The sequence below is a fragment of the Bradyrhizobium sp. 149 genome (assembly GCF_023073915.1).
Taxonomy (GTDB): Bacteria; Pseudomonadota; Alphaproteobacteria; order Rhizobiales; family Xanthobacteraceae; genus Bradyrhizobium.
In genome coordinates, this window is sequence record NZ_JADPKK010000022.1 from 1,944,444 (window position 1) to 1,968,342 (window position 23,899).

Sequence of the window (23,899 nt, forward strand, 5' to 3'; positions counted from 1 at the left end):
GAGAAATGCCCTTCACGATTTCTTTGCGATCCGCGCCGCCTTGTCTGCGTCATACCACCAGATGAACGGGAAGCCGGATTGACCGTATTTGGGCAACTCCGCCGGCCGGCCGAAGCGGTCCCAACGCGCGGTGCGTACCTTCGTATAGGTCCACTGCGGCACGACGTAATGATTCCACAGCAGCACGCGGTCGAGCGCCTTGGTTGCCGCGACGAGATCGTCGCGACCCTTGGCGTAGATCACCCGCTCGATCAGCTTGTCGACCGCCGGGTTCTTGATGCCGGCAATGTTGCGCGAACCGGCGATGTCGGCCGTCTTCGACGACCAGAACTCGCGCTGCTCATTCCCCGGCGACTGCGACTCGCCCCAGGAGTTGGTGACGATGTCGAAGTCCCACTCGCGAGTCCTGTTCTCGTATTGGGTCGGATCGACCGTCCGCACGCTGACGGCAATACCGAGCCGTTCCAGCGACGGCTTGTAGAACAGCGTGATCCGCTCGAAGCTCGGATCCGAGTTCAGCAATTCGAGCGAGAACTGGGCGCCGGTCTTGACGTCGATCAGCTTGCGGTCGCGCACCTCGTAGCCGGCTTCCTTGAACAACCGCAGCGCCTCGCGCAGATTATCGCGCACGGCTTCCGGACTGCCGCCGACCGGATTGGTGTAGGCCGCCGTGAAGACTTCGGGCGGGACTTCGGCGCGGACGGTCTCGAGGACCTCGAGCTCCTTGCCCTGCGGCAACCCGGTCGCCATCAGCTCGTCGATGCCGTCGAAATAGCTACTGACGCGTTTGTACTGACCGTAGAAGATCTGCTTGTTCATCTCCTCGAAGTCGAACGCGTAGTTGAGCGCACGACGCACGCGGGGATCGCTGAACTTGCCGCGGCGCAGGTTCGGCACGAAGGCCTGCATGACGCCCGAGCTGCGATTGGCAAACTCCTCGAGGAGGACGCGCTTTTCGGTCACCGCCGGGAAATCGTAGGCAGTCGCCCAGTTCTTCGCGCTGTTCTCAGTGCGCCAATCGACCTGATCGGCCTTGAAAGCCTCGATCGCGACGGTCGCGTCGCGGAAGTACTCGTAGCGCAGCTCGTCGAAATTATTGCGGCCCACATTGGCGGGGAGGTCGCGTCCCCAATAATCCTTGACGCGCTCCAGCACGATCGACCGTCCGGCAACGAATTCCTTGACCCTGTAGGGGCCCGAACCCAGCGGCACTTCGAGCGTGGTGGCGGAGACATCGCGCTTGCGGCCCTGTGCGTCCGTCCCCTCCCACCAATGCTTCGGCAGGACCGTGAGTTGGCCTACGATCTGCGGCAGTTCGCGATTGCCCGGTGCGTCGAACACGAACTTTACCTCGCGCTCGCCGACCTTCTCGGCCTTCAGCACATGGCTGTAATAGGCCGAGTACATCGGGTGGTGCTTCTTGAAGGAATCGAGCGAGAAGATCACGTCGTCCGCGGTGACTGGCTTGCCGTCGTGCCATTTGGCGTCGGAGCGCAGACGATAGGTGACGAAGGAGAAATCGTCGGGATGGCTGACGGCCTCGGCCAGTGCGCCGTATTCGGTCGAGACTTCGTCGAGCGCAGCTGTCAGGAGCGATTCATAGATGAATGCCACGGCGCCGGCGACCTGCCCCTTCACACCGGAGACGACGATGTTGAAATTGTCGAAGGTGCCGACCGCGATCTGGCGCGCGACGCCGCCTTTGGGCGCATCCGGATTGACGTAGTCGAAGCGCTTGAAGTCCGCGGGATACTTGACCTGTCCGAACAGCGACAGAGCGTGGCGCCAGGGGAGCGCGCCGGCAGATTGCGCATGCGCTGCGCCGGCAGGAAGGCCCCCTACGGAACCAAGGGCGGGGAGCGCCGCGGCAGCGGTACCAGTGAGCAGGAGATCGCGTCGGGTAAGGGCCAAATCAACATTCCTGTCTTGAAGGAGGCTACTCCTTTAAGTTCCCAATATAGGCGAGGTTTCGACGGAATATGTTGCTTTTTCCTCATCTTGGAAGGCCGGCCCGCCGATCGCTGCGGCCAAACGCCCCGATAACAACGCCGCGAGGGCCCGATAAGCAAAACGGCCGGGCTTTGAGCCCGGCCGCGTACTGAGATCGATGACGATATGTCTTACTTCGCCGCGGTGGGCAGCGGCTTCGGGCTGTCGGAGAGGCTGTTCAGATACGCGATGACGTCGGCGCGCTCGCTATCCTTCGGGATGCCGGCAAAGCCCATTGCGGTGCCCGGGACAGCCGCCTTGGGATTGGCGATGAACTTGTTGAGCGCATCGAAATCCCAGGTGCCGCCCTTGGCCTTCATCGCGGCCGAGAAGTTGAAGCCGCCGCGGCCCTGGCCAACATGGTCGCCAACGACGCCATAAAGATTGGGACCGACACGGTTCGGGCCGCCCTTCTCGAAGGTGTGGCAGGCGCCGCACTTCTTGGCGGCGGAGGCGCCCTTCTCGACCGAGGCGGTCTGGAGCAGCTTTTCGATCGGCTCGGCAGCCGCGGCGGCAGCGCCGCCTTCCTTGCCGTGGCCGGCGTCTTCCTTCACGGCGATCTCGAAGCCCGGCTTTTCCGGCATCTTGGGTGAGAACAGCGCACTCGCGGTGAAGCTCGTCACCAGCAGGACGAGACAGGTGCCGAGCACGGCACCGAGAATCTTGTTCAGTTCGAAAGAGTCCATTTCCGGCCAGGCCCCACACCGCAAGAAGGATCGAGCGGCCCACAGCGGCCGCCACGACGAGCCTCGGAGAATCAAACGTTCCCTATTGTTTCCCCGAGTTTTGCCATTGAGATATCGGTTTGCCCGGGGTCTGGCAACCCGTATAAGCGAGCGGGCTTCAAGCCCGTCCCCACCGCATTTCCCGGCGCGGAAAACGCCCCGTTTCCAGGCTCTTGAACGATGATCGATCCCCGCATCCTGGTGCTTATTCCGGCCCGCATGGCCGCCACCCGCCTGCCCGGCAAGCCGCTCGCCGATATCGCGGGGCAGCCGATGATCGTGCACGTCATGCGCCGTGCCGAAGCCGCCGGGATAGGCCGGGTCGCGGTCGCGACCGACACCGCAGAGATCGCTTCCGTCGTGACCGCCCATGGCGGCGAGGCCGTGATAACCCGCCCGGAGCACCCCTCCGGCTCCGACCGCATCCACGAGGCCATGCAGAAGCTCGATCCGGACGGCAAGGCCGAGATCGTGGTCAATCTCCAGGGCGATTTCCCGACGATCACGATCGACAACATCCGCGAGGTGCTGCCGCCGCTGCAAGACCCCGCCGTGGACATCGCCACGCTGGCCTCGCAGATCCACACCCAAGAAGAGGACCTTGCGCCGAGCGTCGTGAAGGCGATCGGAACCTCGCTCGGTGGCAGGCGCATGCGCGCGCTTTATTTCACCCGCGCGACCGCGCCGACGGGCGACGGGCCGCGTTACCACCATATCGGCCTCTACGCCTATCGCCGCGCCGCGCTGGAGCGCTACGTCTCGCTGCCACCCTCGCCGCTGGAATTGCAGGAGAAGCTCGAGCAGCTCCGGGCGCTGGAGGCTGGAATGCGCATCGACTTCACCATCGTCGATACCGTGCCCCGCGGGGTCGACACGCCGGCGGACCTGGAAACCGCCCGCAGCATCCTTTCCAAATCCTGAGCCGCTGTTACAAGGCCGAGCATGAGCAAGCTGAAAATCGCATTCCAGGGCGAGCCTGGGGCCAATTCCCACATCGCCATCGTAGAGGCCTATCCCGACGCCGAGCCGATGCCCTGCGCCACCTTCGAGGACGCGCTGTCGGCGATCTCGTCGGGCGAGGCCGATCTCGGCATGATCCCGATCGAGAATTCGGTCGCGGGCCGCGTCGCCGATATCCATCATTTGCTGCCGGCCTCCGGCCTGTTCATCGTCGGCGAGTGGTTTCTGCCGGTCCGGCATCAGCTGATGGCGGTGAAGGGGACCAGGCTCGAAGACATCAAGAGCGTCGAGAGCCATGTGCACGCGCTCGGCCAGTGCCGGCGCATCATCCGCAAGCTCGGCATCAAGCCAATCGTGCACGCCGATACCGCCGGCAGTGCCCGCGACATTTCCGAGCGCAACGACAAGTCCGTCGCCGCGATCGCCTCGCGCCTCGCCGCGCAGATCTACGGCCTCGACATTTTGGCTGAGGACATCGAGGACGAGGCCCACAACACCACGCGCTTCGTGGTGCTGGCGCGCGAACCGAAATGGGCCGCACAGGGCTCCGGTCCTCTGGTCACCACTTTTGTCTTCCGGGTGCGCAATTTGCCGGCCGCGCTCTACAAGGCGCTCGGCGGCTTTGCCACCAACGGCGTCAACATGACCAAGCTCGAGAGCTACATGGTCGACGGCAATTTCTTCGCCACCCAGTTCTACGCCGACGTTGACGGCCACCCTGATGACAAGGGCCTCGCCTTCGCGATCGAGGAGCTGAAATTCTTCTCGCGCGAATTCCGCATCGTCGGCGTCTATCCGGGGCACCCGTTCCGGGCGACGATGGAATAGCCTCGGTTTACGCCGCCTGTTTCGCCAGCCCGAACGCCTCCGCCAGCAGCGAATACGATCTCTTTCGCGCCTCGTGGTCATACACGGCGGTGATCACCATCAACTCGTCCGGCCTGCTCGCGTCGATCAGCGGCTGCAGCGTCTTCTGCACGGTTGCAGGGCTGCCGACGAACAGGCGCGAACGGTTGCGCAGGATCGAGGTGCGCTCGGAGTCGGTGTAAGGATAGGCCAGCGCCTCCTCCACACTCGGCAACGGAAGATACTGGCCGCGGTCGCGGCGCAGGCGGTTGAGGTCGAAAGACGCGGCGAGCTTTTCGGCCTCGTCGTCGGTATCCGCCGCGATGACGGCGACCGCGAGGATCGCGCGCGGACTCGTGCTCCAGGCCGAGGGCTGAAAACGATTGCGGTAACGCACCATTGCATCGACCGCATCGTGGGACGCAAAATGATGGGCGAAGGCAAAGCCCATGCCGACCTGCGCGGCGAGCTCCGAGGAATAATCGCTGGAGCCGAGCAGCCAGATCGGCGGCAACGGCGTATCATCGGGCATCGCGACGACGTTGTGGTAAGGATGGCCCGAGGGGAATTCCCGGGTCTGCCACAGGATCAATTCGTGCAGGCGCTCGAGGAAATCGTCGCCTTCGCGGCGGTCGAGCCGGCTGCGCAACGCATAGGCCGTGGCACCGTCAGTGCCGGGGGCACGGCCGAGGCCGAGATCGATGCGGCCGGGAAACAGCGCCTCCAGCATCTTGAAGCGCTCGGCCACGACCAGCGGCGCGTGATTGGGCAGCATCACCCCACCGGAGCCGACGCGGATGTGCTTCGTCACCGCCGCGATCTGCCCGATCATCACGTCGGGCGCCGGACTCGCGACGGAGGCAAGGTTGTGATGCTCGGCGAGCCAGTAGCGGACATAGCCGAGCCCGTCGACATGGCGCGCCAGGTCGATGCTGTTGCGCAGCGCCGCGGCGGGCTTTGTACCTGTTGTGACGACGGAGAGGTCGAGGACTGAAAGCGGGATCATGGCGCGCTAACGTAGTGGAGGGCAGCGCGGCGGCAATGGGCAGGCCGCGCAGGTCTGACGTGCAGGTCACAGGGCCCGCGCCCCGGACCTCGCCGCAGCGTTGGGCCAACGATACGCTGATAGCATGGACTTCTTACTGCCCACACACCAAAATCGCACCAAATAGTCGCCAACATCTTATTAAGAAGCTGATATGTTTAGCATCTTATGAGAATACGGACTTCCCAACCTGATTTCAAATTGCAAAACTTTTCCTTCCGACATCGCGTAAGTGGGCGATTTCCCATCATCGATGGGCTGTCGAATGCGACCACTTTGGCTTATCTTAGCCTCTTCCAATCGAGACCTGACCGCTGGCCGCCAAGTGACCTGGCGAGCCCTTGGAGTGAGTGGTGCCCATGACTGACGTGACGACGCCTGCCTATACCGACGGGCAAGACGGGCACCTGAAGCGGCCTGCGATCTCGTTCGAGTTCTTTCCGCCCAAGACGGAAGAGATGGAGCGCAATCTCTGGGACACCATCAACCGGCTGGCCCCGCTCGACCCGAAATTCGTCTCGGTAACCTATGGCGCCGGCGGCTCGACCCGCGAGCGCACCCACGCGACCATCGCACGCATCCTCAAGGAGACCGCGCTGCTGCCGGCCGCGCATCTGACCTGCGTCGGCGCCTCGCGCGGCGAGATCGACGAAATCGTCGACCGCTATCACGAAGTCGGCGTCCGCCATATCGTCGGCCTGCGCGGCGATCCCGCGGGCGGCATCGGCACGGCCTATTCCAGCCATCCCGACGGCTACCAGAGTTCCGCCGACCTCGTCGCCGGCATCAAGAAGCGGCACGGCGATATCGAGGTGTCGGTCTCGGCCTATCCCGAGAAGCACCCCGAGGCGCGAGACTTCGACGATGATATCGACACGCTGAAGGCCAAGGTCGATGCGGGCGCGACCCGCGCGATCACGCAGGTGTTCTTCGATAACGACCTCTATTTCCGCTATCTCGACCGCGTCCGCGCGCGCGGGATCAACATCCCGATCGTGCCGGGCATCATGCCCATGCACAATTTCAAGCAGGCTCGCAATTTCGTCACCCGCGCCGGCACCTCGGTGCCGGACTGGTTCGCCGCGAAATTCGAAGGGCTCGACGAGGACGCCGAGACCCGCAAACTGGTGGCGGCCACCGTCGCGGCCGGTCAGGTGCAGAAGCTGGCGAAGCACGGGGTCGACACCTTCCATTTCTACACCATGAACCGCGCCGATCTCGTGTTCGCGATCAGCCATTTGCTCGGCATCCGCGCCAAGAGCGCGCAGAAGGCGGCTTAAGACAACATGACCGTACCCACCTCTCCCAAGCGAACTGCCCTGCTCAATGCCGCGCGCGAGCGTATTCTCGTGCTCGACGGCGCCATGGGCACGATGATCCAGAACCTCCAGTTCGACGAGGCCGCCTTCCGCGGCGAGCGCTTCAAGAACTTCCATCGCGATTTGCGCGGCAACAACGATCTCCTGATCCTGACCCAGCCGCAGGCGATCGAGGACATCCACGCGGCGTATTTGCGTGCCGGCGCCGACATCGTCGCCACCAACACCTTCTCGACGACCTCGATCGCACAGGCCGATTACGACCTCGCCGGCATCGTCTACGAGATGGCACGCGAAGGCGCCCGCCTCGCCGGCAATGCCGCACGCCGCGTCGAGGCCGAGGACGGCAAGCCGCGCTTCGTCGCCGGCGCCATCGGACCGACCAACCGCACCGCCTCGATCTCGCCCGACGTTTCCAATCCCGGCTACCGCGCCGTCACGTTCGACGATCTGCGCAAATCCTATGGCGAGCAGATCAACGGCATGCTCGACGGCGGCGTCGATCTGCTGCTGGTCGAGACCATCTTCGACACGCTGAATGCCAAGGCGGCGCTGTATGCGATCGCCGAAATCACGGAAGAGCGCGGCATCGACATGCCCGTGATGGTGTCGGGCACCATCACCGACAAGTCCGGCCGCCTGCTGTCCGGCCAGTTGCCGGAAGCGTTCTGGCATTCGGTACAGCACGCGAAGCCCGTCACCATCGGCTTCAACTGCGCGCTCGGCGCCGAAGATCTGCGCGCGCATATCGCCGATATAGGCCGCGTCGCCGACACGCTTGTCTGTGCTTATCCCAATGCCGGCCTGCCCAACGAGTTTGGCCAGTATGACGAGACCCCGGAATACATGGCCCGCTTGGTCGGCGAGTTCGCGCGTGATGGCCTCGTCAACATCGTCGGCGGCTGCTGCGGCACCACGCCGGACCATATTGCGGCGATTGCGGCTGCGGTCGCGCCGCACAAGCCGCGCATCGTGCCGGAGATCGAGCCCCGCTTACGGCTCTCCGGCCTCGAGCCATTCATCCTGACCGACGCCATTCCGTTCGTGAACGTCGGTGAGCGCACCAACGTCACCGGCTCCGCCCGCTTCCGCAAGCTGGTCACCGCCGGCGACTACACCGCCGCATTGCAGGTGGCGCGCGACCAGGTCGAGAACGGCGCGCAGATCATCGACGTCAACATGGACGAGGGTCTCCTCGACTCGGAAGCCGCGATGGTGACCTTCCTCAACCTCGTCGCCGCCGAGCCCGACATCGCCCGCGTCCCCGTGATGGTCGACAGCTCGAAATTCTCCGTGATCGAAGCCGGCCTGAAATGCGTGCAGGGCAAGCCGGTCGTCAACTCGATCTCGATGAAGGAAGGCGAGGAGAAATTCATTCACGAGGCCAAGATCGCCCGCCGCCACGGCGCGGCCGTGGTGGTGATGGCGTTCGACGAGGTCGGCCAGGCCGACACGTTCGCGCGCAAGACCGAGATCTGCAAGCGCGCCTACGGCATCCTGGTGAACCGCGTCGGCTTCCCGCCGGAAGACATCATCTTCGATCCGAATATTTTCGCGATCGCGACCGGCCTCGAGGAGCACAACAATTACGGCGTCGACTTCATCGAGGCGACGCGCTGGATCCGCAAGAATCTGCCGGGCGCGCACATTTCTGGTGGTGTATCCAACCTGTCGTTCTCGTTCCGCGGCAACGAAACGGTGCGCGAGGCCATGCACTCGGTGTTTCTGTATCACGCCATCAAGGCCGGCATGGACATGGGCATCGTCAATGCCGGGCAGATGATCGTCTACGACGACATCGATCCCGAATTGCGCCAGGTCTGCGAGGACGTCATCCTCAACCGCGACCCCGGCGCGTCCGAGCGTCTGCTGGCGCTTGCCGAGAAATTCCGCGGCAACAAGACCCAGACCAAGGAAGCCGATCTCGCCTGGCGCGAATGGCCGGTGGCGAAGCGGCTGTCGCATTCGCTGGTGCACGGCATCACCGAATTCATCGAGCAGGATACCGAGGAGGCCCGCAAGGCCTCGACGCGGCCGCTCGACGTGATCGAAGGACCGCTGATGGCGGGCATGAACGTGGTCGGCGATCTCTTCGGCGACGGCAAGATGTTCCTGCCGCAGGTGGTGAAATCCGCCCGCGTGATGAAGCAGGCTGTCGCCTGGCTGATGCCGTTCATGGAAGAGGAGAAGGCGCGCAATCTCGCCAACGGCATCGGCACGGAAGGCTCCTCGTCCGCCGGCAAGATCGTGCTCGCGACCGTCAAGGGCGACGTCCACGACATCGGCAAGAACATCGTCGGCATCGTGCTCCAGTGCAACAATTACGAGGTCATCGACCTCGGCGTGATGGTGCCGGCGGCCAAGATCGTCGAGACCGTGAAGGCGGAGAAGGCCGACATCGTCGGGCTGTCCGGCCTGATCACGCCCTCGCTCGACGAGATGGCGTTCTTCGCCGCCGAACTGCAGCGCGAAGGCCTCAAGCTGCCGCTCTTGATCGGCGGCGCCACCACGAGCCGCGTGCATACCGCGGTCAAGATCGACCCGAGCTATCGCGCCGGCCCCGTGGTGCATGTCAACGACGCCAGCCGCGCTGTCGGTGTTGCCTCTGCGCTGCTGTCGCCCGAGAGGCGCGAGGCCTATGCCGCCGAAGTGCGCGCCGAATACGCCAAAATCTCGGACGCGCATATGCGCGCCCAGGCCGACAAGAAGCGGCTGAAGCTGGAAGTGGCGCGCAAGAACCGCGTGCCGGTCGACTTTGCCGCAAACAAGCCGGTGAAGCCGACCTTCCTCGGCACCAGGAGCTTTGACGACTACGATCTCGCCGAGCTGGTGCCCTATATCGACTGGACGCCGTTCTTCCAGACCTGGGAGCTTGCGGGCCGCTTCCCGGCGATTCTCGATGACGCCAAGGTCGGCGAAGTCGCGCGCTCGCTCTACGACGATGCACGAAAAATGCTCGACCTGATCGTCAAGGAGAAATGGTTCCGGGCGCGCGCGACCGTCGGCTTCTGGCCGGCGAATGCGCAAGGCGACGACATCGTGCTCTATGCCGACGAGAGCCGGACCAAGACGGTCGCCACGCTGCACACGCTGCGCCAGCAGCTCGAGAAGCGCGAGGGCCGTTTCAACGCCGCGCTCGCCGACTTCGTTGCGCCCGCCGGCGTGCCCGACTATGTCGGCGGCTTCGTTGTCACCGCCGGGGTCGGCGAGGATGTGGTCGCCGACCGCTTCAAGATGGCCAATGACGACTATTCCTCGATCCTGTGCAAGGCGCTGGCCGACCGTCTTGCCGAAGCCTTCGCCGAGCGCATGCATGCCCGCGTCCGCCGCGAGTTCTGGGCCTATGCGCCGGACGAGGCGCTCTCGACCGACGAGTTGATCCTGGAGAAGTACCAGGGCATCCGTCCCGCCCCCGGCTATCCCGCGCAGCCCGATCACACCGAGAAGGCCACGCTGTTCGAGCTGCTCGACGCCGAGAACACCGCGGGCGTGAAGCTGACCGAGAGCTTTGCGATGTGGCCGGGCTCTTCGGTGTCGGGGCTCTATCTCGCCAATCCCGAGAGCTATTATTTCGGCGTCGGCAAGATCGAGCGCGATCAGGTCGAGGATTATGCCGCGCGCAAGGGCATGAGCGTCGCCGAGACCGAGCGCTGGCTCGCGCCGATCCTGAACTACATTCCCGCGCACGAGGGCGCGAGCGACAAGGCGGCGTTCGCGGCAACGCCCGCAAACGACGAGACGTCGAATGACCTCGCCTCGCATCCGCCGGGCTGCACCTGCGCGTTGCATTTGGTCTGGCGGAAGAAGCGCGCGGGCGCGGGTTAGGCCTCGTCCCGCACACGCTCTGTTCAAAAGCTCAAAAACAACCCCATGCACAGTAGCGATGGGGTTGAAAAGCCTGAATAATTTTTTCGCTCCGGAGCAGGCATGCGGAGGCGGGATCGTCGGCGGCCGTCTGGGCCACGACCGCCGGCATCGTTGACGCGTCGGGCAAAACACCTGTAACATTCCATAGTCGCCCACTGCGCCAGTCTCGCACTTCGCGATGCGAGCTTCACCCCTTCGGTGGCGCCAGCGGCTGCACGATCTCCCGGAACGGCGCCAGCGCCTCGCAGCGTTCGGCATGCGCCGACAGCGCCGGATAGCGCGAGGGCTCGAACAATTGCGGATGCGCCTCGCGGGTGAAGCGTACGACGCAGGCCACCGCGATGTCGGCATGGCCGATGCGGTCGCCCAGCCAGTGCGGCGTCGTGACCCTGGCGCGTTCGGCTTCCAGCACGCCGAGCACGTCAACAATCTGGGCCTGGCAACGCTCGACCCACAGCGTGAGCTGCTCCTTCCGCAGCACGCGCTCGTAGAGCAGGCTGACCGCCTTGTCGCCGAGGCCGGAGGCGAGCGCGCAGATGCGCAGGTGACGCCGCCGCTCGGCACCGCCACGCGGCAGCATCGCCTTCCCCTCGCCGACGAGCTCGTCGAGATAATCCAGGATGATCATGCTCTCGATCAGCGTCTCGCCGTCGTCGAGCACCAGCGTCGGCACGCGGCGCAGCGGATTGTAGGGCGCGATCTTGTCGGCATCGCCGAAGGTCGACCACGGCCGGTGCTCGAAGGCGAGGCCATAAAGCTTCAGGGCAATCGCGACGCGGCGGACGAAGGGGGAATCGTATTGGCCGATCAGGAACATGATTCTTGCTCTTCACAGGCGTTGGACAAGGCAGGGCCGATCAGTTTCCACGGCAAGATCGGCGCGACGCAAGGAATATCTTGGAAATGGAGCATTGCGTCGAACGCAACGGCGCCGGGACAGCGTGTCCCGGATGCGCTAACAAGGACGCATCATGACAGAGACAACCGACATCACGCCGGAACGGATTGCGGCGACCGAGGCCGTCATCCGCCCGCACATCAGGCGCACGCCGCTCGTTCGGACTGATCTCGCCGATTTTGGGCTGCCGTCCGCGCCGGTCATTTTCAAGCTGGAGATGCTGCAACATTCCGGATCGTTCAAGGCGCGGGGCGCCTTTGCCAATCTGCTGCTGCGGCATGTGCCGCAAGCCGGCGTCGTCGCGGCATCCGGCGGCAATCACGGTGCGGCGGTCGCCTACGCCGCGCAACGGCTCGGCATCCCGGCCACGATTTTCGTGCCTGACATCACCTCGCCGGCCAAGGCCGAACGCATCAAAGACTACGGCGCGCAGCTCGTGGTGGCGGGCGCCCGCTATGCCGACGCGCTCGCCGCGAGCGAAACCCAGGTCGCGCAGACTGGCGCCCTTGCCGTTCATGCCTACGACCAGGCAGAAACCCTGCTCGGTCAAGGCAGCGTCGGAATGGAGCTGGAGCAGGATGCAGCGGGCATCGACACGGTGCTGGTTGCAGTGGGCGGCGGCGGCCTGATCGGTGGTATGGCAGCCTGGAGCGCCGGCAGGACGCGCATCGTGGCGGTCGAGCCGGAGCAATCGCCGACGCTGCATGCCGCCTTCGCGGCAGGTGAGCCGGTCGATGCTCCCGCGGGCGGCATCGCCGCCGACAGTCTCGCTCCGCGACGCGTCGGGCAATTGATGTTTCCGATCGCGCGAGCCCATGTCGAGAGAGTCGTCCTGGTCGCCGACGAGGCCATCCGGCAGGCGCAGGCGGCGTTGTGGTCGAGCTTGCGCGTTGTGGCCGAGCCCGGTGGTGCGACCGCATTTGCCGCCTTGCTCTCCGGTCGCTATCGTCCTTCACCGGGAGAACGGGTCGCGGTACTGCTGTGCGGCGCCAACACCAATGCGGTGAATTTCAACAGCTAGGAAGCGTCGCATGATCAGGTATCGCAAACTTATGCTGACGTTGATCCTGCTTCCTCTGACCGGCCACGGCGCCCACGCACAGGACCGCCCGATCGGCTTTTTGACGCCGTCGAAGAACATCGCCTGCCAGTTCTTCACCGACAGCGGCCAAAGAAACGATCAAGGCGTGCTCCGCTGCGACATCATGAACCTGGAGACGCGTCCGCGTCGGCCCGCCGATTGCGAGCTCGAATGGGGCAACGCCTTCGAGATGAGCGCGAAAGGAGCCGCGGGGCGCATCTGCGCCGGCGACACCATCATGGACCCGTCGCTGCCCGTGCTCGCCTATGGCGAGGTGTGGCAGCGTGCGGGGTTCACGTGCCGATCGGAGCAGACGGGGCTGACGTGCTTCAATGCGATGCAGCACGGGTTTTCGCTGGCACGGGCGGAGCAGAAGGTGTTTTGAGGAGTGGCCCGCATGAAGCGGAGCGCCACACTCCGTCATTGCGAGCGCAGCGAAGCAATCCAGGATCTTTCCACCGAAACAGACTGGATTGCTTCGTCGCAAGGGCTCCTCGCAATGACGGTGGAGAGGCAGCTGCGCACTATTCAATGATCGGCATATGCTTCGCCGCCGTCCGCGGCAGCGGCCCGTCGAGGCGCGGGTCGTTGGCGATCTCGACCTGGCGGCGGAACGGGCGGAAGCCGGAGCGCTGGTAGAATGCAACGGCGGACGGATGATCGAGGGTGCAGGTGTGCACCCAGACACGGGACAGGTCGCGCGACCATGCGAGCTCAAGCGCGCGGTTCATCAGGAAGCGTGCGGCACCAGTTCCGATCAGTTTTGCAGTGACACCGAAATAGACCAGCTCGCACTGGCCGGGCTCGCGGAAATCCAGCTCCAGCAGGCCTTCATCACGGCCGTCCACGATCAGGGCGTAGACCTCGATCCCCGGTGCGCGGATGGCCACGGCCAGTTCCGCGTCGCTCATGCGCGCCCGGGAAAACCACAACCACTCCTCGCCGACGCGGCGGTGAAGGTCGCGATACCAGTCGAGCGCGGGCGCGTCGACCTTGCGCAGGGTCCACGCGCCCACGGGATCGTCGCGGCGCGCAGGCACTGCGGTCATCTCGAGGTGGGTGACGACGGCGGCGATCTTGCCGGCGGGAATGTCCGAATAGCCGTCGGGGAGGATCATGGCGGTGTCCTGTGGAGCCGAGCGCGAGCCACATATTTTGCGTCGTCCCGGCGAAGGCCGGGACCAATAACCACGGATGTAGGTTGCTTTGTGATACTGGAACGACGAGTCCTATTCGCAATAGCTGCTGCGGAGTATGGGTCCCGGCCCCCCGTGCGCAATTGCGCACTAGGCCGGGACGACGGTGGTGTTTGCGGCTGCGTCCTTGTTTAGATCGCCTTGTTCACCTCGGCGTCAGGGTGATCGCCTCCGCGGTCGCAGCCTCGACCGCGGCGCGGCTGTAGAGCAGCGGCACATACTGGCCGGTTGCCCACAGCGGCGCGAGGTCGCGATAATGGCCGCTGAAGGGATCGCCCGACTGGCCCGGCGTGTTGATAGTGCGGCTTGCATCCCAATTGCCGACGTCGAGCACCATGCGGAACGACGCGCCGGCGAACAGCTGATAATCGGTGCGGCGATAGGTGGCCGCGCGCGGCACATTGGCGGCGCCGCCGTAAGCCAGCGGACCGACCGAGAGCTGAGCGGCCGTCGCCTTGTCGGCGAGTGGCATCAGCGCGTGGTCGAATTTTGCGACGTGCAGGCGGCCCCAGCGCCAGGTGGATGAGTCAGTGCCGAGCTTGGCCATAACGTCGGCGACGGCCGCTCCCAGGCTGTCGCGCAGGATCTGGTCGCGCGCGGCAACGGGATCCGAACCGAACGACGGATCCGGAGATTCCAGAGCGGCGACGAGCGCCGAAATGCTGGATGCTTCGGGCGCGATCAGGTCGGCGGCCTTGGGCGCCGTGGTCTTCAACAGCACCGGCCCAAGATGATTGGCGATCCAGACCTCGAACAATGCAGCCGCGGCACTGTCGGCGGCGTCACGCGCGTCCCAGGGCTTGAGGAGTTCGAGGCCCTTCTTCACATTGGCATCATCCGAACTGAGCTGCTGCAACAGCTTAACCAGCCGCCGCCCCAGCATCGTGGTGTCGTCGTTCTGCAGATCCATGGCGTCGGCCAAGGTCACCTTGCTGTTGGCCTGCAGCACCTCGGTGATGCGCTGCCAACGCGCACTGTCCGCCCATTCGAACCCGACCTTACGCTCGCTGACGGGATAATCCGCCGGCAGGTTCATCTGGTTGGCGGTGGCGAGAAAGCCCTGCTTGGGCTGATAGGCCTTCGGCAGATCGTCCAGGGAGAGAAAACCCTGCCATTCATAGCGGCCGTCGCCGGGCACCGGCATCAGGCCGTCATAGTTGGCGCGCCGCGGCGTCTTGCCGGCGGCGACCCAACCGATATTGCCCTTGGTGTCCGCATAAACCTGATTCTCCGACGGCGCGCCCCAGCGGCGCATGGCCGCGAGAAATCCATTCCAATCCTTCGCCGTCATGTAGTCGGAGGAGCCGAAATAGGCGGAGGTGCCGGGCTCGAACCAGATCGAGCGCACGGCGAACGCGCGCTTGTTGGCGTCGTCGACATGGATCACCGGACCGTGCCGGGTGAATTTCAGCTCGACATCGCGGTCGCCCTCGCTTTTCACCTGCTCCTTCTCGTGAACGATGCGCATGTCTTCCCAGCCGGTGCCGTAGCGGTACTGGTTGGGATTTTGCGGATTGAGCTCGTAGACGTAGAGGTCTTCCTGGTCGACGTTGAAGATGGTGAGGCCGAAGGCGATGGTGCCGTTGTGGCCGATCGAGATGCCGGGGAGTGCCGGCTCGCCCGCGCCGATCACGGAGAGGCCGGGCGCATTGAGCCCGACGATGTAACGCAGCGAGGGCACGCTGTGCTCGCGATGCGGATCGTTGGCAAGGATCGGGCGGCCTGTCGCGGTGCGCGACGCCGCGATCACCCAATTATTGGAGCCGACGGTGTCGCGTTGCTGGTCGGCCTCGGTGAGGTACTTGTCCGGCTCGTGCGCGAGTGCGGCCTGGCGATCTTTCGGCGCGGCAAAGGCCACGGGACGCGTCGCGAGATCGTACGCCGCCAGCACCGCCTTCGGCACGCTGCAGGGATCGAGACCGTCAGGGATTTTCGTCGTCCAGGTCGGCTCGAGCTTGACGCGAAAACGATCGGCATCGAGGCCAGCCGCGCAGGCGACCAACGAGCGCTTGACCTCGGAGGCGACATTGCGCGTCAGGCCGTGGCTGCGGATGCGGACGATGTCATCCGCCGTCCACGGATCCGGCATGGTGCCGGCGATCCTGAACTCGATCGGCAATGGGCGCTTGCCCGCGCGCACATCGGCGACGTAGGCGTTGACCCCGGCGACGAATGCGTCCGCATAGGTCTTCGCCTTGGGGCCGTAAGCCGCCCACTCCGCTTTCATGTCACCGCGATAGAGGAAGAGCCGCAGCGCCTTGTCCTGCTCGGCATAGGCAGGGCCGAAATCTTTTGCGAGCAGACCAAGCCCGCGCTTGCGCCAGAGATCGATCTGCCAGAGCCGGTCGCGTGCGGCATTGAAACCTTGCAGAAAGAACAGGTCGTGCTCATTGCCGGCATAGATGTGGGGGATGCCCCAGACATCGACCAGGATCTGCGCGGGAGCGTTGAGACCGGCAACGTCGGTCTTCACCTGACGCGCGCTCCCGAGCGGGTTCGCCTGCTCGCGCGCGAGGGCCGTCGAGGTGAGCAGCGTGGCACAGATTGCTGCGCCACAGAGCTTTTGGATGACCCGGTTGAAATCCGTGTTCATTGTCGTTCCTCCCATTGTTGTTATTTAGTGCGTCGTGCGCGCCCGCTATTCGCCCTCGTCGCTCGCCAGCACACCTTTCACCGCCCTCGCCCATCCCGCGAGCTTCCGCTCGCGCGTGGCCTGGCTCATCACCGGCTTGAACCGGTGCTCCAGCCGCCAGTTGTCGGCGAATTTTGTCGGCTCGGGATAGACGCCGGCCTGGAGGCCGGCGAGATAGGCGGCGCCGAGTGCTGTGGTTTCCTGGATCACGGGGCGGTCGACCGGCGCGTCGAGCAGATCGGCGAGGCGCTGCATGGTCCAGTCGGACGCGGTCATGCCGCCGTCGACGCGGAGCACAACGCTGGCGGTTTCCGAACTCGGCCAGTCGGCGCGCATCGCGGCCCAGAGATCAAACGTCTGGTAGCAGACGCTTTCCAGCGCGGCGTGGGCAAGCTCGGCCGGGCCGGTGTTGCGGGTGAGGCCGAACAGCGCACCGCGCACGCGGGGATTCCAGTACGGCGCGCCCATGCCGACGAAGGCCGGCACGAGATAGACGCTCTGCATGGAGTCCGACTGATCGGCAAGAGGTCCGGTTTCGGCGGCGTGCTTGATGAGGCCGAGCCCGTCGCGCAGCCACTGCACCGCGGAGCCCGCGACGAAGATCGAGCCTTCGAGCGCGTAGGTGCGTTTGCCGCCTAGCTGGTAGGCGATGGTGGTGAGCAGCTTGTTCTTCGAGGCCACGGGCGTGGTGCCAGTGTTGAGCAGCGCGAAGCAGCCGGTGCCGTAGGTCGACTTCATCATGCCCGGGCGGAAGCAGGCCTGGCCGATGGTCGCGGCCTGCTGGTCGCCGGCGATGCCTGAGATCGCGATGGCGCCGCCGAACAGGTCCGGGGTGCTCTCGCCGAAACGGGCGGAAGAATCCTTCACCTCAGGCAGCATCGAGCGCGGCACGCCGATGATCTCCAGCAGCTCATCGTCCCACTGGCCGGTATGGATGTTGAACAGCAGCGTGCGCGAGGCGTTGGTGGCATCGGTAGCGTGCACCTTGCCGCCGGTGAGGCGCCAGAGCAAATAGCAATCGACGGTGCCGAACATCAGCTCGCCGCGCGCGGCCCGCGCCCGTGCGCCGGGGACATGGTCGAGAATCCAGGCGACCTTGGTGCCGGAGAAATAGGGATCGATGATCAGGCCGGTCTTTTGCGAGATCACGGGCTCGCGGCCGTCGGCTTTCAGTTTCGCGCAGATGTCGGCGGTGCGGCGGTCCTGCCAGACGATGGCGCGATGCACGGCCTGCCCCGTGGCGCGGTCCCACACCACGGTGGTCTCGCGCTGGTTGGTGATTCCGATCGCGGCGATGTCCTTGGCGGTGATGCCGGCCTGCGCGATCGCATCGCGGCAGACCGTCACGGTCGAGGTCCAGATGTCCTCGGGCTCGTGCTCCACCCACCCCGACGCCGGAAAATGCTGCGGAAATTCGGCTTGCGCCTTCGCCGCAATGGAAATGTCGCTGCGAAACACGATCGCGCGCGAGGAGGTGGTGCCTTGGTCGATGGCAAGGACGAAAGACATGGAAGCGAACCTTGGTGTTCCCCGAGGGATCATTGTGTGGCGCCAAAGGGAGCGGATTGGGGAGGGAAGGTCAAGCCCGCCGCGCTGATCCAGGCGAGCAAGAACGCATGTGGCAGGGCTAGGACAGAGATTGCGAAAATGCTACATGCCGGGCGGGCAGATGGGGCGGCATGACCTTCACTTCACTTCAGTTCGGCATCTTCGTCGCGATCGTGTTTGGCATCTATTACCTGCCTTCATTGCGCAGTTTCCAGGTCCCGCTGCTCGTCCTCGCAAGCGTGTTCTTCTACGGCTTCGGCCAGCCCGAGTTGCTGCCGCTGCTGCTCGTCGCGGTCCTCGGCACCTATCTCTGCCTGGTGCTTGCCTTCGAGAACCGAACCCTATGGATGCCGGCCGGCATCGTCTTCAATCTCGGCCTGCTGGCGTTCTTCAAATACAAGTTCCTGTTCGTTGACGCCGCCGCGGCCCATCTGACCGGCGCCGCGCCGGTCGACTTCCTGCTGCGCTTGCCGCTGCCGATCGGCATCTCGTTCTTCGTCTTCCACAACATCAGCCTGCTGGTGGACCTGACGCGCGAGAAACGCAGCGTGCGCTTGCGCGAGGTGTTCCTGTACATCATCTTCTTCCCGCAGCTCGTATCCGGCCCGATCACGCGTGCGGCCCAGTTCATGCCGCAGATTGCTCCCAAGCGGATCAGTGACGTTGCCTTCGTCGAGGCCGCGAAGTGGATTCTGGTCGGCTATTTCTTCAAGCTGTATGTGGCGAACAATCTCAACGAGATGACGTCCTATATGGATTTCCCGCTCTACGAGACGCTGCGCACGCAGGATCGCTGGCTGCTGGTGTTCCTCTACAGCTACCAGATTTACGCCGACTTCTTCGGCTACTCGGCGATCGCGCTCGGCCTCGGCCTGCTGTTCGGCTATCGCCTGCCCGTGAACTTCAACCTGCCCTACATCTCGACCTCGTTCTCGGAGTTCTGGACGCGTTGGCACATCTCGTTGTCGAGCTGGCTCAGGACCTATTTGTACATTCCGCTCGGCGGCAACCGTCATGGACCGACACGAACCACTCTCAACCTGATGATCGTGATGACGCTTGGCGGACTCTGGCATGGCGCCAGCCTGAGCTATGCCCTGTGGGGCATGGCGCACGGGTTCCTGCTCGTCCTCGAACGGCCGTTCCTGAGACTGCTGGGCGATGGAAACCCCGCGGTGCGGGTGATCCGGATGGGCATCGTCTTCTTCTGCGTCACGATGCTCTGGATCTTCTTCAAGCTGCCGAACTTCGACCACGCGCTCAGCTATCTCAAAGGAATGTTCATGGCGACGGACGTGCCCAATCCGCCAAAACTGTTCACCAATCTCGCTTTGCTCTACGCCTTGCCTGTGATCATCCAGCATGCGGGCATCGGCGCGCTGATCGAAGGCCGGCTGCGGCGATGGGAGCCGTATCTCTATGGCGCGCTCGCGGCGCTCGCCTGTCTCGAAGCGGGGCCCGACAGCACTTTCATCTACTTCCAGTTCTGACATGCAGCAGGATTTTTCGCTTTCATGGCTGGTCAAGTGCGTTGCGGCTGCAGCTGCGCTGCTGCTGGCCTGCGCCTTCACCACGGCGCGCTTCGGCTCGGCCCTGCAGCAGCCGGCGGTCACGACCCGCGGCGGCAGCCTGATCAGCCTCAACCGCTATGTGCAGGATCCCACGCCTGATATCGTGCTGGTCGGCAGCTCGATCGCCTGGCGCCTCAAGGAGGAGTATTTCTCGCCTCCGCGCGTCCGCAATCTTGCGCTGGCGGGCGGCTCGCCGGTGACAGGTCTCGAGATCGTTGCGAACCGGCCGAACCTGCCGAAGATCGTGCTGATCGAGACGAATATCCTGACGCGCGAGTCCGACAGCGCGCTGATCGAGCGGTTTTCCGGCGGCGCGGGCACCGAAGCGCTGCTGTTGCGCCCGGTGCGAACGGCGATCGCGGGCTATGAAACGTGGAAGCACGGTGAACCCAATCCCGCCCGGGCGCGCACCGAGCGAGATCGCCTGCTCAGCCAGCCGCCGAGCACGTTCGACAACAAGGTCTATCTCGACCGTGCGCTGGAGCAGATGAACGAAGCCGACCCGACCGTGCCGGCACGCGCGAATGTGGTCCGCATCAGGCAGCTCGTCGACGAGCTGCAGCGGCGCGGCGCCCGCGCGTTTCTGATCCACGTTCCCTTTGCGCCGGAGATCGAAGGCTCCCGCATGGCCCGGATGACCAAAGAGATCCTCGACGAAGCCTTCCCGGATCGCAGGCTTTGGCTCCCGTTCGATCCGCCGCGAAGCGAGCTGCGTTGGGACGACGGCGTGCACCTCGACGAACGCTCCGCCCTGGTCGTCGTACGCGCCATCGAAAGCGCCATCGATAGCTCCTTGGCCGAGCGAGACAGCGCGCGCCGCCCGTAGCGGAGGACCGGCGACTACGGCGCCGCCGTGGTCACGCCGCCGTCGATGACGATGGTCTGTCCGGTCATGAAGCTCGACGCATCCGAGCCGAGGTAGGCCACGGCGCCTGCGATTTCGTCGGGTTCGCCGATGCGGCGGAGCGGCGTGGTGGCAGTGCGGCGTTTTAGATTCGCCTCGTCTTCCCACAGCGCGCGGGCGAAATCGGTCTTGACGAGGCCCGGCGCGATGCAGTTGACGCGGACGCCTTTCGGACCCCATTCGCCGGCGAGCGAACGGCACAGCGCGAAGTCGGCAGCCTTGGAGATGCCGTAGGCGCCGATCACGGTGGAGCCGCGCAGGCCGCCGATCGAGGAGATGATGACGACCGAGCCCTTGCCGCGCTCGGCCATCTGCGGGATCGCCAGCGCGGAGAGCCAGATGTTGCTCTTGACGTTGCTGCCCATGATCTTGTCGAAGGCCTCGTCGGTGATGTCGAGCAGCGGGCCGTAGTAAGGATTGACGGCGGCGTTGCAGACCAGGATGTCGATCTTTCCGTAGTGCCTGGTCGCACCCGCGATCAGCGCCTCGACCTCTTGCTTGCGCGCGATGTTGCAGGGGATGACGGTTGCCTCGCCGCCGGCCGCCTTGATGCCGTCGGCGACCTCCTGGCAGGCCTCGGCCTTGCGCGATGAGACCACGACCTTGGCGCCGAGCTTTGCGAGCAGCTCGGCGGAGGCGCGGCCAATGCCGCGGCTGGAGCCGGTGACGACGGCGACTTTTCCGGTGAGATCGAACGGGGTGTTTTTCATTGGTGTTGCCTCGCTGATTCAACGATCTCCGTCATTGCGAGGAGCGAAGCGACGAAGCAATCCAGACTGTCGCCGCGGACAGATTTCTGGATTGCTTCGCTTCGCTCGCAATGACGGCGGTGGAGCTGTCAGATCAACCCGCCACCATCCGCCACGCGGCGCTGGTGGTAGTCGGTGTCGCCGAACGAGTTCTCGATCATGGTGAGGCGCTTGAAGTAGTGGCCGATCTTCGCCTCCATGGTCATGCCGATGCCGCCATGGAGCTGGATCGCCTGCTGTCCGACGAACTTCAGCGACTTGCCGATCTGCACCTTGGCCGCCGCAACCGCGTTGCTGCGCTCCTTGGCGTCCTCGAAATCGCCCGCCATGGTCGCAAACATCGACATCGATCTCGCCTGCTCGGTGGCGACGAACATGTCGGCGGCGCGGTGCTGGAGCGACTGGAAGGTGCCGATCGGCACGCCGAACTGCTTGCGCGTCTTGATGTACTCGACGGTGGTCTTGAGCGATTCGTCCATCAGGCCGACCGCTTCGGCGCAAAGCGCGATGCGGGCTTCGTCGACCACACGCTCGATCAGCGCGAGCGAATCGTCGGGATTGCCCAGCGCCGCATCGGCACCGACCTCGACGCCGGTGAAGGTGATGTCGGCGGCGTGCAGGCCGTCCTGGGTGGGATACGATTTCTTGGTGAGGCCCTTGGCGTTGGCCGGCACCAGGAACACGCCGATGCCGCTCTTGTCGCGGCGCTCGCCCCTGGTGCGCGCGGTCACGATGAGGGTGTCTGCGTTCTCGCCGTTGAGCACGACGAACTTCTCGCCGTCGATGACCCAACCCTCGCCCTTCTTCTTTGCCGTCGTGGTGACGTCGAACAGATCGTAGCGCGAGTTCTTCTCGAGCTGGGCAAATGCAAGCGTCTTGCTGCCGTCGACGATCCCTGGCACATGCGCGGCCTTCTGCGCATCGCTGCCCGCATGGCGCAGGAAGCCGCCGCCGATCACGACGGTCGCGAGATAAGGCTCCAGCACCAGCGCCTTGCCGAGCGCTTCCATCACGATCATGGTCTCGACGCCGCCGCCGCCGAAGCCGCCATCGGCCTCCGAAAAGGGCAGGCCAAGCAGGCCCTGCTCGGCGAGCTTGCCCCAGACGGCTTTGCTCCAGCCGCCCTTCTCCTTCATGTACTTCTTGCGGCTCTCGAAATCGTAGGAATCGGTCAGGAGGCCGTCGATGCTTTCCTTGAGAAGCCGTTGCTCCTCGTTCAGATCAAAATCCATGGTTCTCTACTCTCCCGGTATTGATTTCGTCATGCCAGCCTTGTGCCGGGCATCCACGTTCTTCGTGCCGCGAGGCGTGGATGGCCGGGTCAAGCCCGGCCATGACGGCGAGTGTGTGGTGATAGGGCGCGGTCACAGCCCTAGCACCGCCTTGGCGATGATGTTGCGCTGGATCTCGTTGGAGCCGCCGTAGATCGAGACCTTGCGGTTGTTGAAGTAGCTCGGCGCGATCTGGGCGGTCCAGTCCATGGCTTCGTTCGAACCGTCGTCGCCGTGCACATCATAGGGTGCTGCGAACGGGCCGATCACTTCCATCAGCAGCTCGGTGGTGGTCTGCTGGATCTCGGAGCCCTTGATCTTCAGCACGGAGGACGCCGGATTGGGCTTGCCCTTGCCGTGCTTGCTTTCGTCGGCGACGACGCGGAGCTGCGTGAGCTCGAGCGCCTTGAGCTCGATTTCGCAGGCCGCGAGCTTGTCGCGGAAGGCCGCGTCCTGGATGATCGGCTTGCCGCCGGATTCGACCTTGGAGGCGAGATCGCGGATGCGGCGCAGCCGCTCCTTCGAGACGCCGACCCGCGCGATGCCGGTGCGCTCATTGCCGAGCAGGAATTTCGCGTAATCCCAGCCCTTGTTCTCCTCGCCGATCAGGTTCTCGATGGGCACCTCGACGTCGTCGAAGAACACTTCGTTGACCTCGGCGCCACCGTCGATGGTCTGGATCGGGCGCACGGTGACGCCCTTCGACTTCATCGAGAACACGATGAAGGAGATGCCCATCTGCTTCTTGGCACTTGGATCGGTGCGGCAGAGGCAGAAGATCATGTCGGCGTGCTGGGCGAGCGTGGTCCAGGTCTTCTGGCCGTTGATGATCCACTTGTCGCCCCTGCGCTCGGCCTTGGTCTTGAGCGAAGCGAGGTCGGAGCCGGAGCCGGGCTCGGAGAAGCCCTGGCACCACCAATCGTCGACATTGGCAATGCGGGGCAGATACTGCTTCTTCTGCTCTTCGTTGCCGAACGTGTAGATGACGGGGCCAACCATGCTGACGCCGAAGGCGAGCGGCTGCGGCGCCGGATAGGACTGCAGCTCCTCGTTGAAGATGTAGTGCTGTACGGAGGTCCAGCCGGTGCCGCCATATTGCTTGGGCCAGTGGCTGACGCCCCAGCCTTTCTTGTTGAGGATGCGCCACCATGTCACCATCTCGTCCTTTGAGAGGTGGCGGCCCTCGACCAGCTTGCGCCGCGTATCCGGCGGCACGTTGTCGCGGAAGAATGATCGCACTTCCTCGCGAAACGCCTGCTCTTCTTTCGTGAATGCGAGATCCATCGGATCCTCCTTGT

18 protein-coding genes are annotated in these 23,899 nt (G+C 64.5%); 8 read left to right on the forward strand and 10 right to left on the reverse strand.

The window, feature by feature from the left end; all coding sequences use genetic code 11:
* Positions 1-12: 12 nt before the first annotated feature.
* A complete protein-coding gene (locus tag IVA88_RS27035) occupies positions 13-1,911 on the reverse strand; it encodes an extracellular solute-binding protein (RefSeq protein ID WP_247500181.1) in 1,899 nt (632 codons plus the stop codon).
* A 209-nt stretch (positions 1,912-2,120) separates the two neighbouring features.
* On the reverse strand, positions 2,121-2,675 hold the full coding sequence (locus IVA88_RS27040) for a cytochrome c family protein (protein ID WP_247500182.1): 555 nt from the start codon (positions 2,673-2,675) through the stop codon (positions 2,121-2,123).
* Positions 2,676-2,894: 219 nt separating this feature from the next.
* On the opposite strand from IVA88_RS27040, the gene IVA88_RS27045 reads away from it, so the two are divergent.
* On the forward strand, positions 2,895-3,635 hold the full coding sequence (locus IVA88_RS27045; protein ID WP_247500183.1) for a 3-deoxy-manno-octulosonate cytidylyltransferase: 741 nt from the start codon (positions 2,895-2,897) through the stop codon (positions 3,633-3,635).
* Between the two features lie 21 nt (positions 3,636-3,656).
* The gene (locus IVA88_RS27050) at positions 3,657-4,502 is read left to right on the forward strand and encodes a prephenate dehydratase (RefSeq protein ID WP_247500184.1); all 846 of its coding nucleotides are present in this window, start codon (positions 3,657-3,659) and stop codon (positions 4,500-4,502) included.
* Between the two features lie 7 nt (positions 4,503-4,509).
* On the opposite strand, the gene IVA88_RS27055 is transcribed toward IVA88_RS27050, so the two are convergent.
* Positions 4,510-5,526, reverse strand: a complete 1,017-nt coding sequence (locus IVA88_RS27055; protein ID WP_247500185.1) for an LLM class flavin-dependent oxidoreductase — start codon at positions 5,524-5,526, stop codon at positions 4,510-4,512.
* A gap of 398 nt (positions 5,527-5,924) precedes the next feature.
* On the opposite strand from IVA88_RS27055, the gene metF reads away from it, so the two are divergent.
* Together metF and metH are read left to right on the forward strand one after the other, a co-directional pair.
* Entirely contained in the window at positions 5,925-6,845 is a 921-nt protein-coding gene (gene metF, locus IVA88_RS27060; protein WP_247500186.1) for a methylenetetrahydrofolate reductase [NAD(P)H], read from the forward strand.
* Positions 6,846-6,851: 6 nt separating this feature from the next.
* On the forward strand, positions 6,852-10,709 hold the full coding sequence (metH, locus tag IVA88_RS27065) for a methionine synthase (protein WP_247500187.1): 3,858 nt from the start codon (positions 6,852-6,854) through the stop codon (positions 10,707-10,709).
* 229 nt (positions 10,710-10,938) lie between these two features.
* On the opposite strand, the gene IVA88_RS27070 is transcribed toward metH, so the two are convergent.
* On the reverse strand, positions 10,939-11,568 hold the full coding sequence (locus tag IVA88_RS27070) for a glutathione S-transferase family protein (protein ID WP_247500188.1): 630 nt from the start codon (positions 11,566-11,568) through the stop codon (positions 10,939-10,941).
* Positions 11,569-11,722: 154 nt separating this feature from the next.
* On the opposite strand from IVA88_RS27070, the gene IVA88_RS27075 reads away from it, so the two are divergent.
* Entirely contained in the window at positions 11,723-12,670 is a 948-nt protein-coding gene (locus IVA88_RS27075) for a threonine/serine dehydratase (protein ID WP_247500189.1), read from the forward strand.
* 10 nt (positions 12,671-12,680) lie between these two features.
* Entirely contained in the window at positions 12,681-13,115 is a 435-nt protein-coding gene (locus IVA88_RS27080) for a DUF6636 domain-containing protein (protein ID WP_247500190.1), read from the forward strand.
* Positions 13,116-13,254: 139 nt separating this feature from the next.
* Here IVA88_RS27080 and IVA88_RS27085 read toward each other — a convergent pair whose 3' ends face one another.
* The 3 genes from IVA88_RS27085 to glpK form a co-directional block, all read right to left on the reverse strand.
* Entirely contained in the window at positions 13,255-13,848 is a 594-nt protein-coding gene (locus IVA88_RS27085) for a GNAT family N-acetyltransferase (protein WP_247500191.1), read from the reverse strand.
* 223 nt (positions 13,849-14,071) lie between these two features.
* The gene (locus tag IVA88_RS27090; RefSeq protein ID WP_247500192.1) at positions 14,072-16,519 is read right to left on the reverse strand and encodes a penicillin acylase family protein; all 2,448 of its coding nucleotides are present in this window, start codon (positions 16,517-16,519) and stop codon (positions 14,072-14,074) included.
* A gap of 45 nt (positions 16,520-16,564) precedes the next feature.
* Positions 16,565-18,067: a glycerol kinase GlpK gene (gene glpK / locus IVA88_RS27095; protein ID WP_247500193.1), complete on the reverse strand. Its 1,503-nt coding sequence runs from the start codon at positions 18,065-18,067 to the stop codon at positions 16,565-16,567.
* A gap of 170 nt (positions 18,068-18,237) precedes the next feature.
* Between glpK and IVA88_RS27100 the strand changes: the two genes are divergently transcribed.
* Both IVA88_RS27100 and IVA88_RS27105 read left to right on the forward strand, forming a co-directional pair.
* A complete protein-coding gene (locus IVA88_RS27100) occupies positions 18,238-19,596 on the forward strand; it encodes an MBOAT family O-acyltransferase (protein WP_247500194.1) in 1,359 nt (452 codons plus the stop codon).
* A gap of 1 nt (position 19,597) precedes the next feature.
* Positions 19,598-20,503, forward strand: coding sequence for a hypothetical protein (locus IVA88_RS27105; protein WP_247500195.1), 906 nt, complete (start codon positions 19,598-19,600; stop codon positions 20,501-20,503).
* A gap of 14 nt (positions 20,504-20,517) precedes the next feature.
* Here IVA88_RS27105 and IVA88_RS27110 read toward each other — a convergent pair whose 3' ends face one another.
* The 3 genes from IVA88_RS27110 to pimC all read right to left on the reverse strand — a co-directional run bounded on the left by IVA88_RS27110 (position 20,518) and on the right by pimC (position 23,885).
* Entirely contained in the window at positions 20,518-21,291 is a 774-nt protein-coding gene (locus tag IVA88_RS27110; protein ID WP_247500196.1) for a glucose 1-dehydrogenase, read from the reverse strand.
* A gap of 128 nt (positions 21,292-21,419) precedes the next feature.
* Complete coding sequence (gene pimD, locus IVA88_RS27115; protein WP_247500197.1) at positions 21,420-22,562, reverse strand: pimeloyl-CoA dehydrogenase small subunit; 1,143 nt, start codon at positions 22,560-22,562, stop codon at positions 21,420-21,422.
* Positions 22,563-22,694: 132 nt separating this feature from the next.
* The gene (gene pimC / locus IVA88_RS27120) at positions 22,695-23,885 is read right to left on the reverse strand and encodes a pimeloyl-CoA dehydrogenase large subunit (RefSeq protein WP_247500198.1); all 1,191 of its coding nucleotides are present in this window, start codon (positions 23,883-23,885) and stop codon (positions 22,695-22,697) included.
* Between the last annotated feature and the right edge of the window lie 14 nt (positions 23,886-23,899).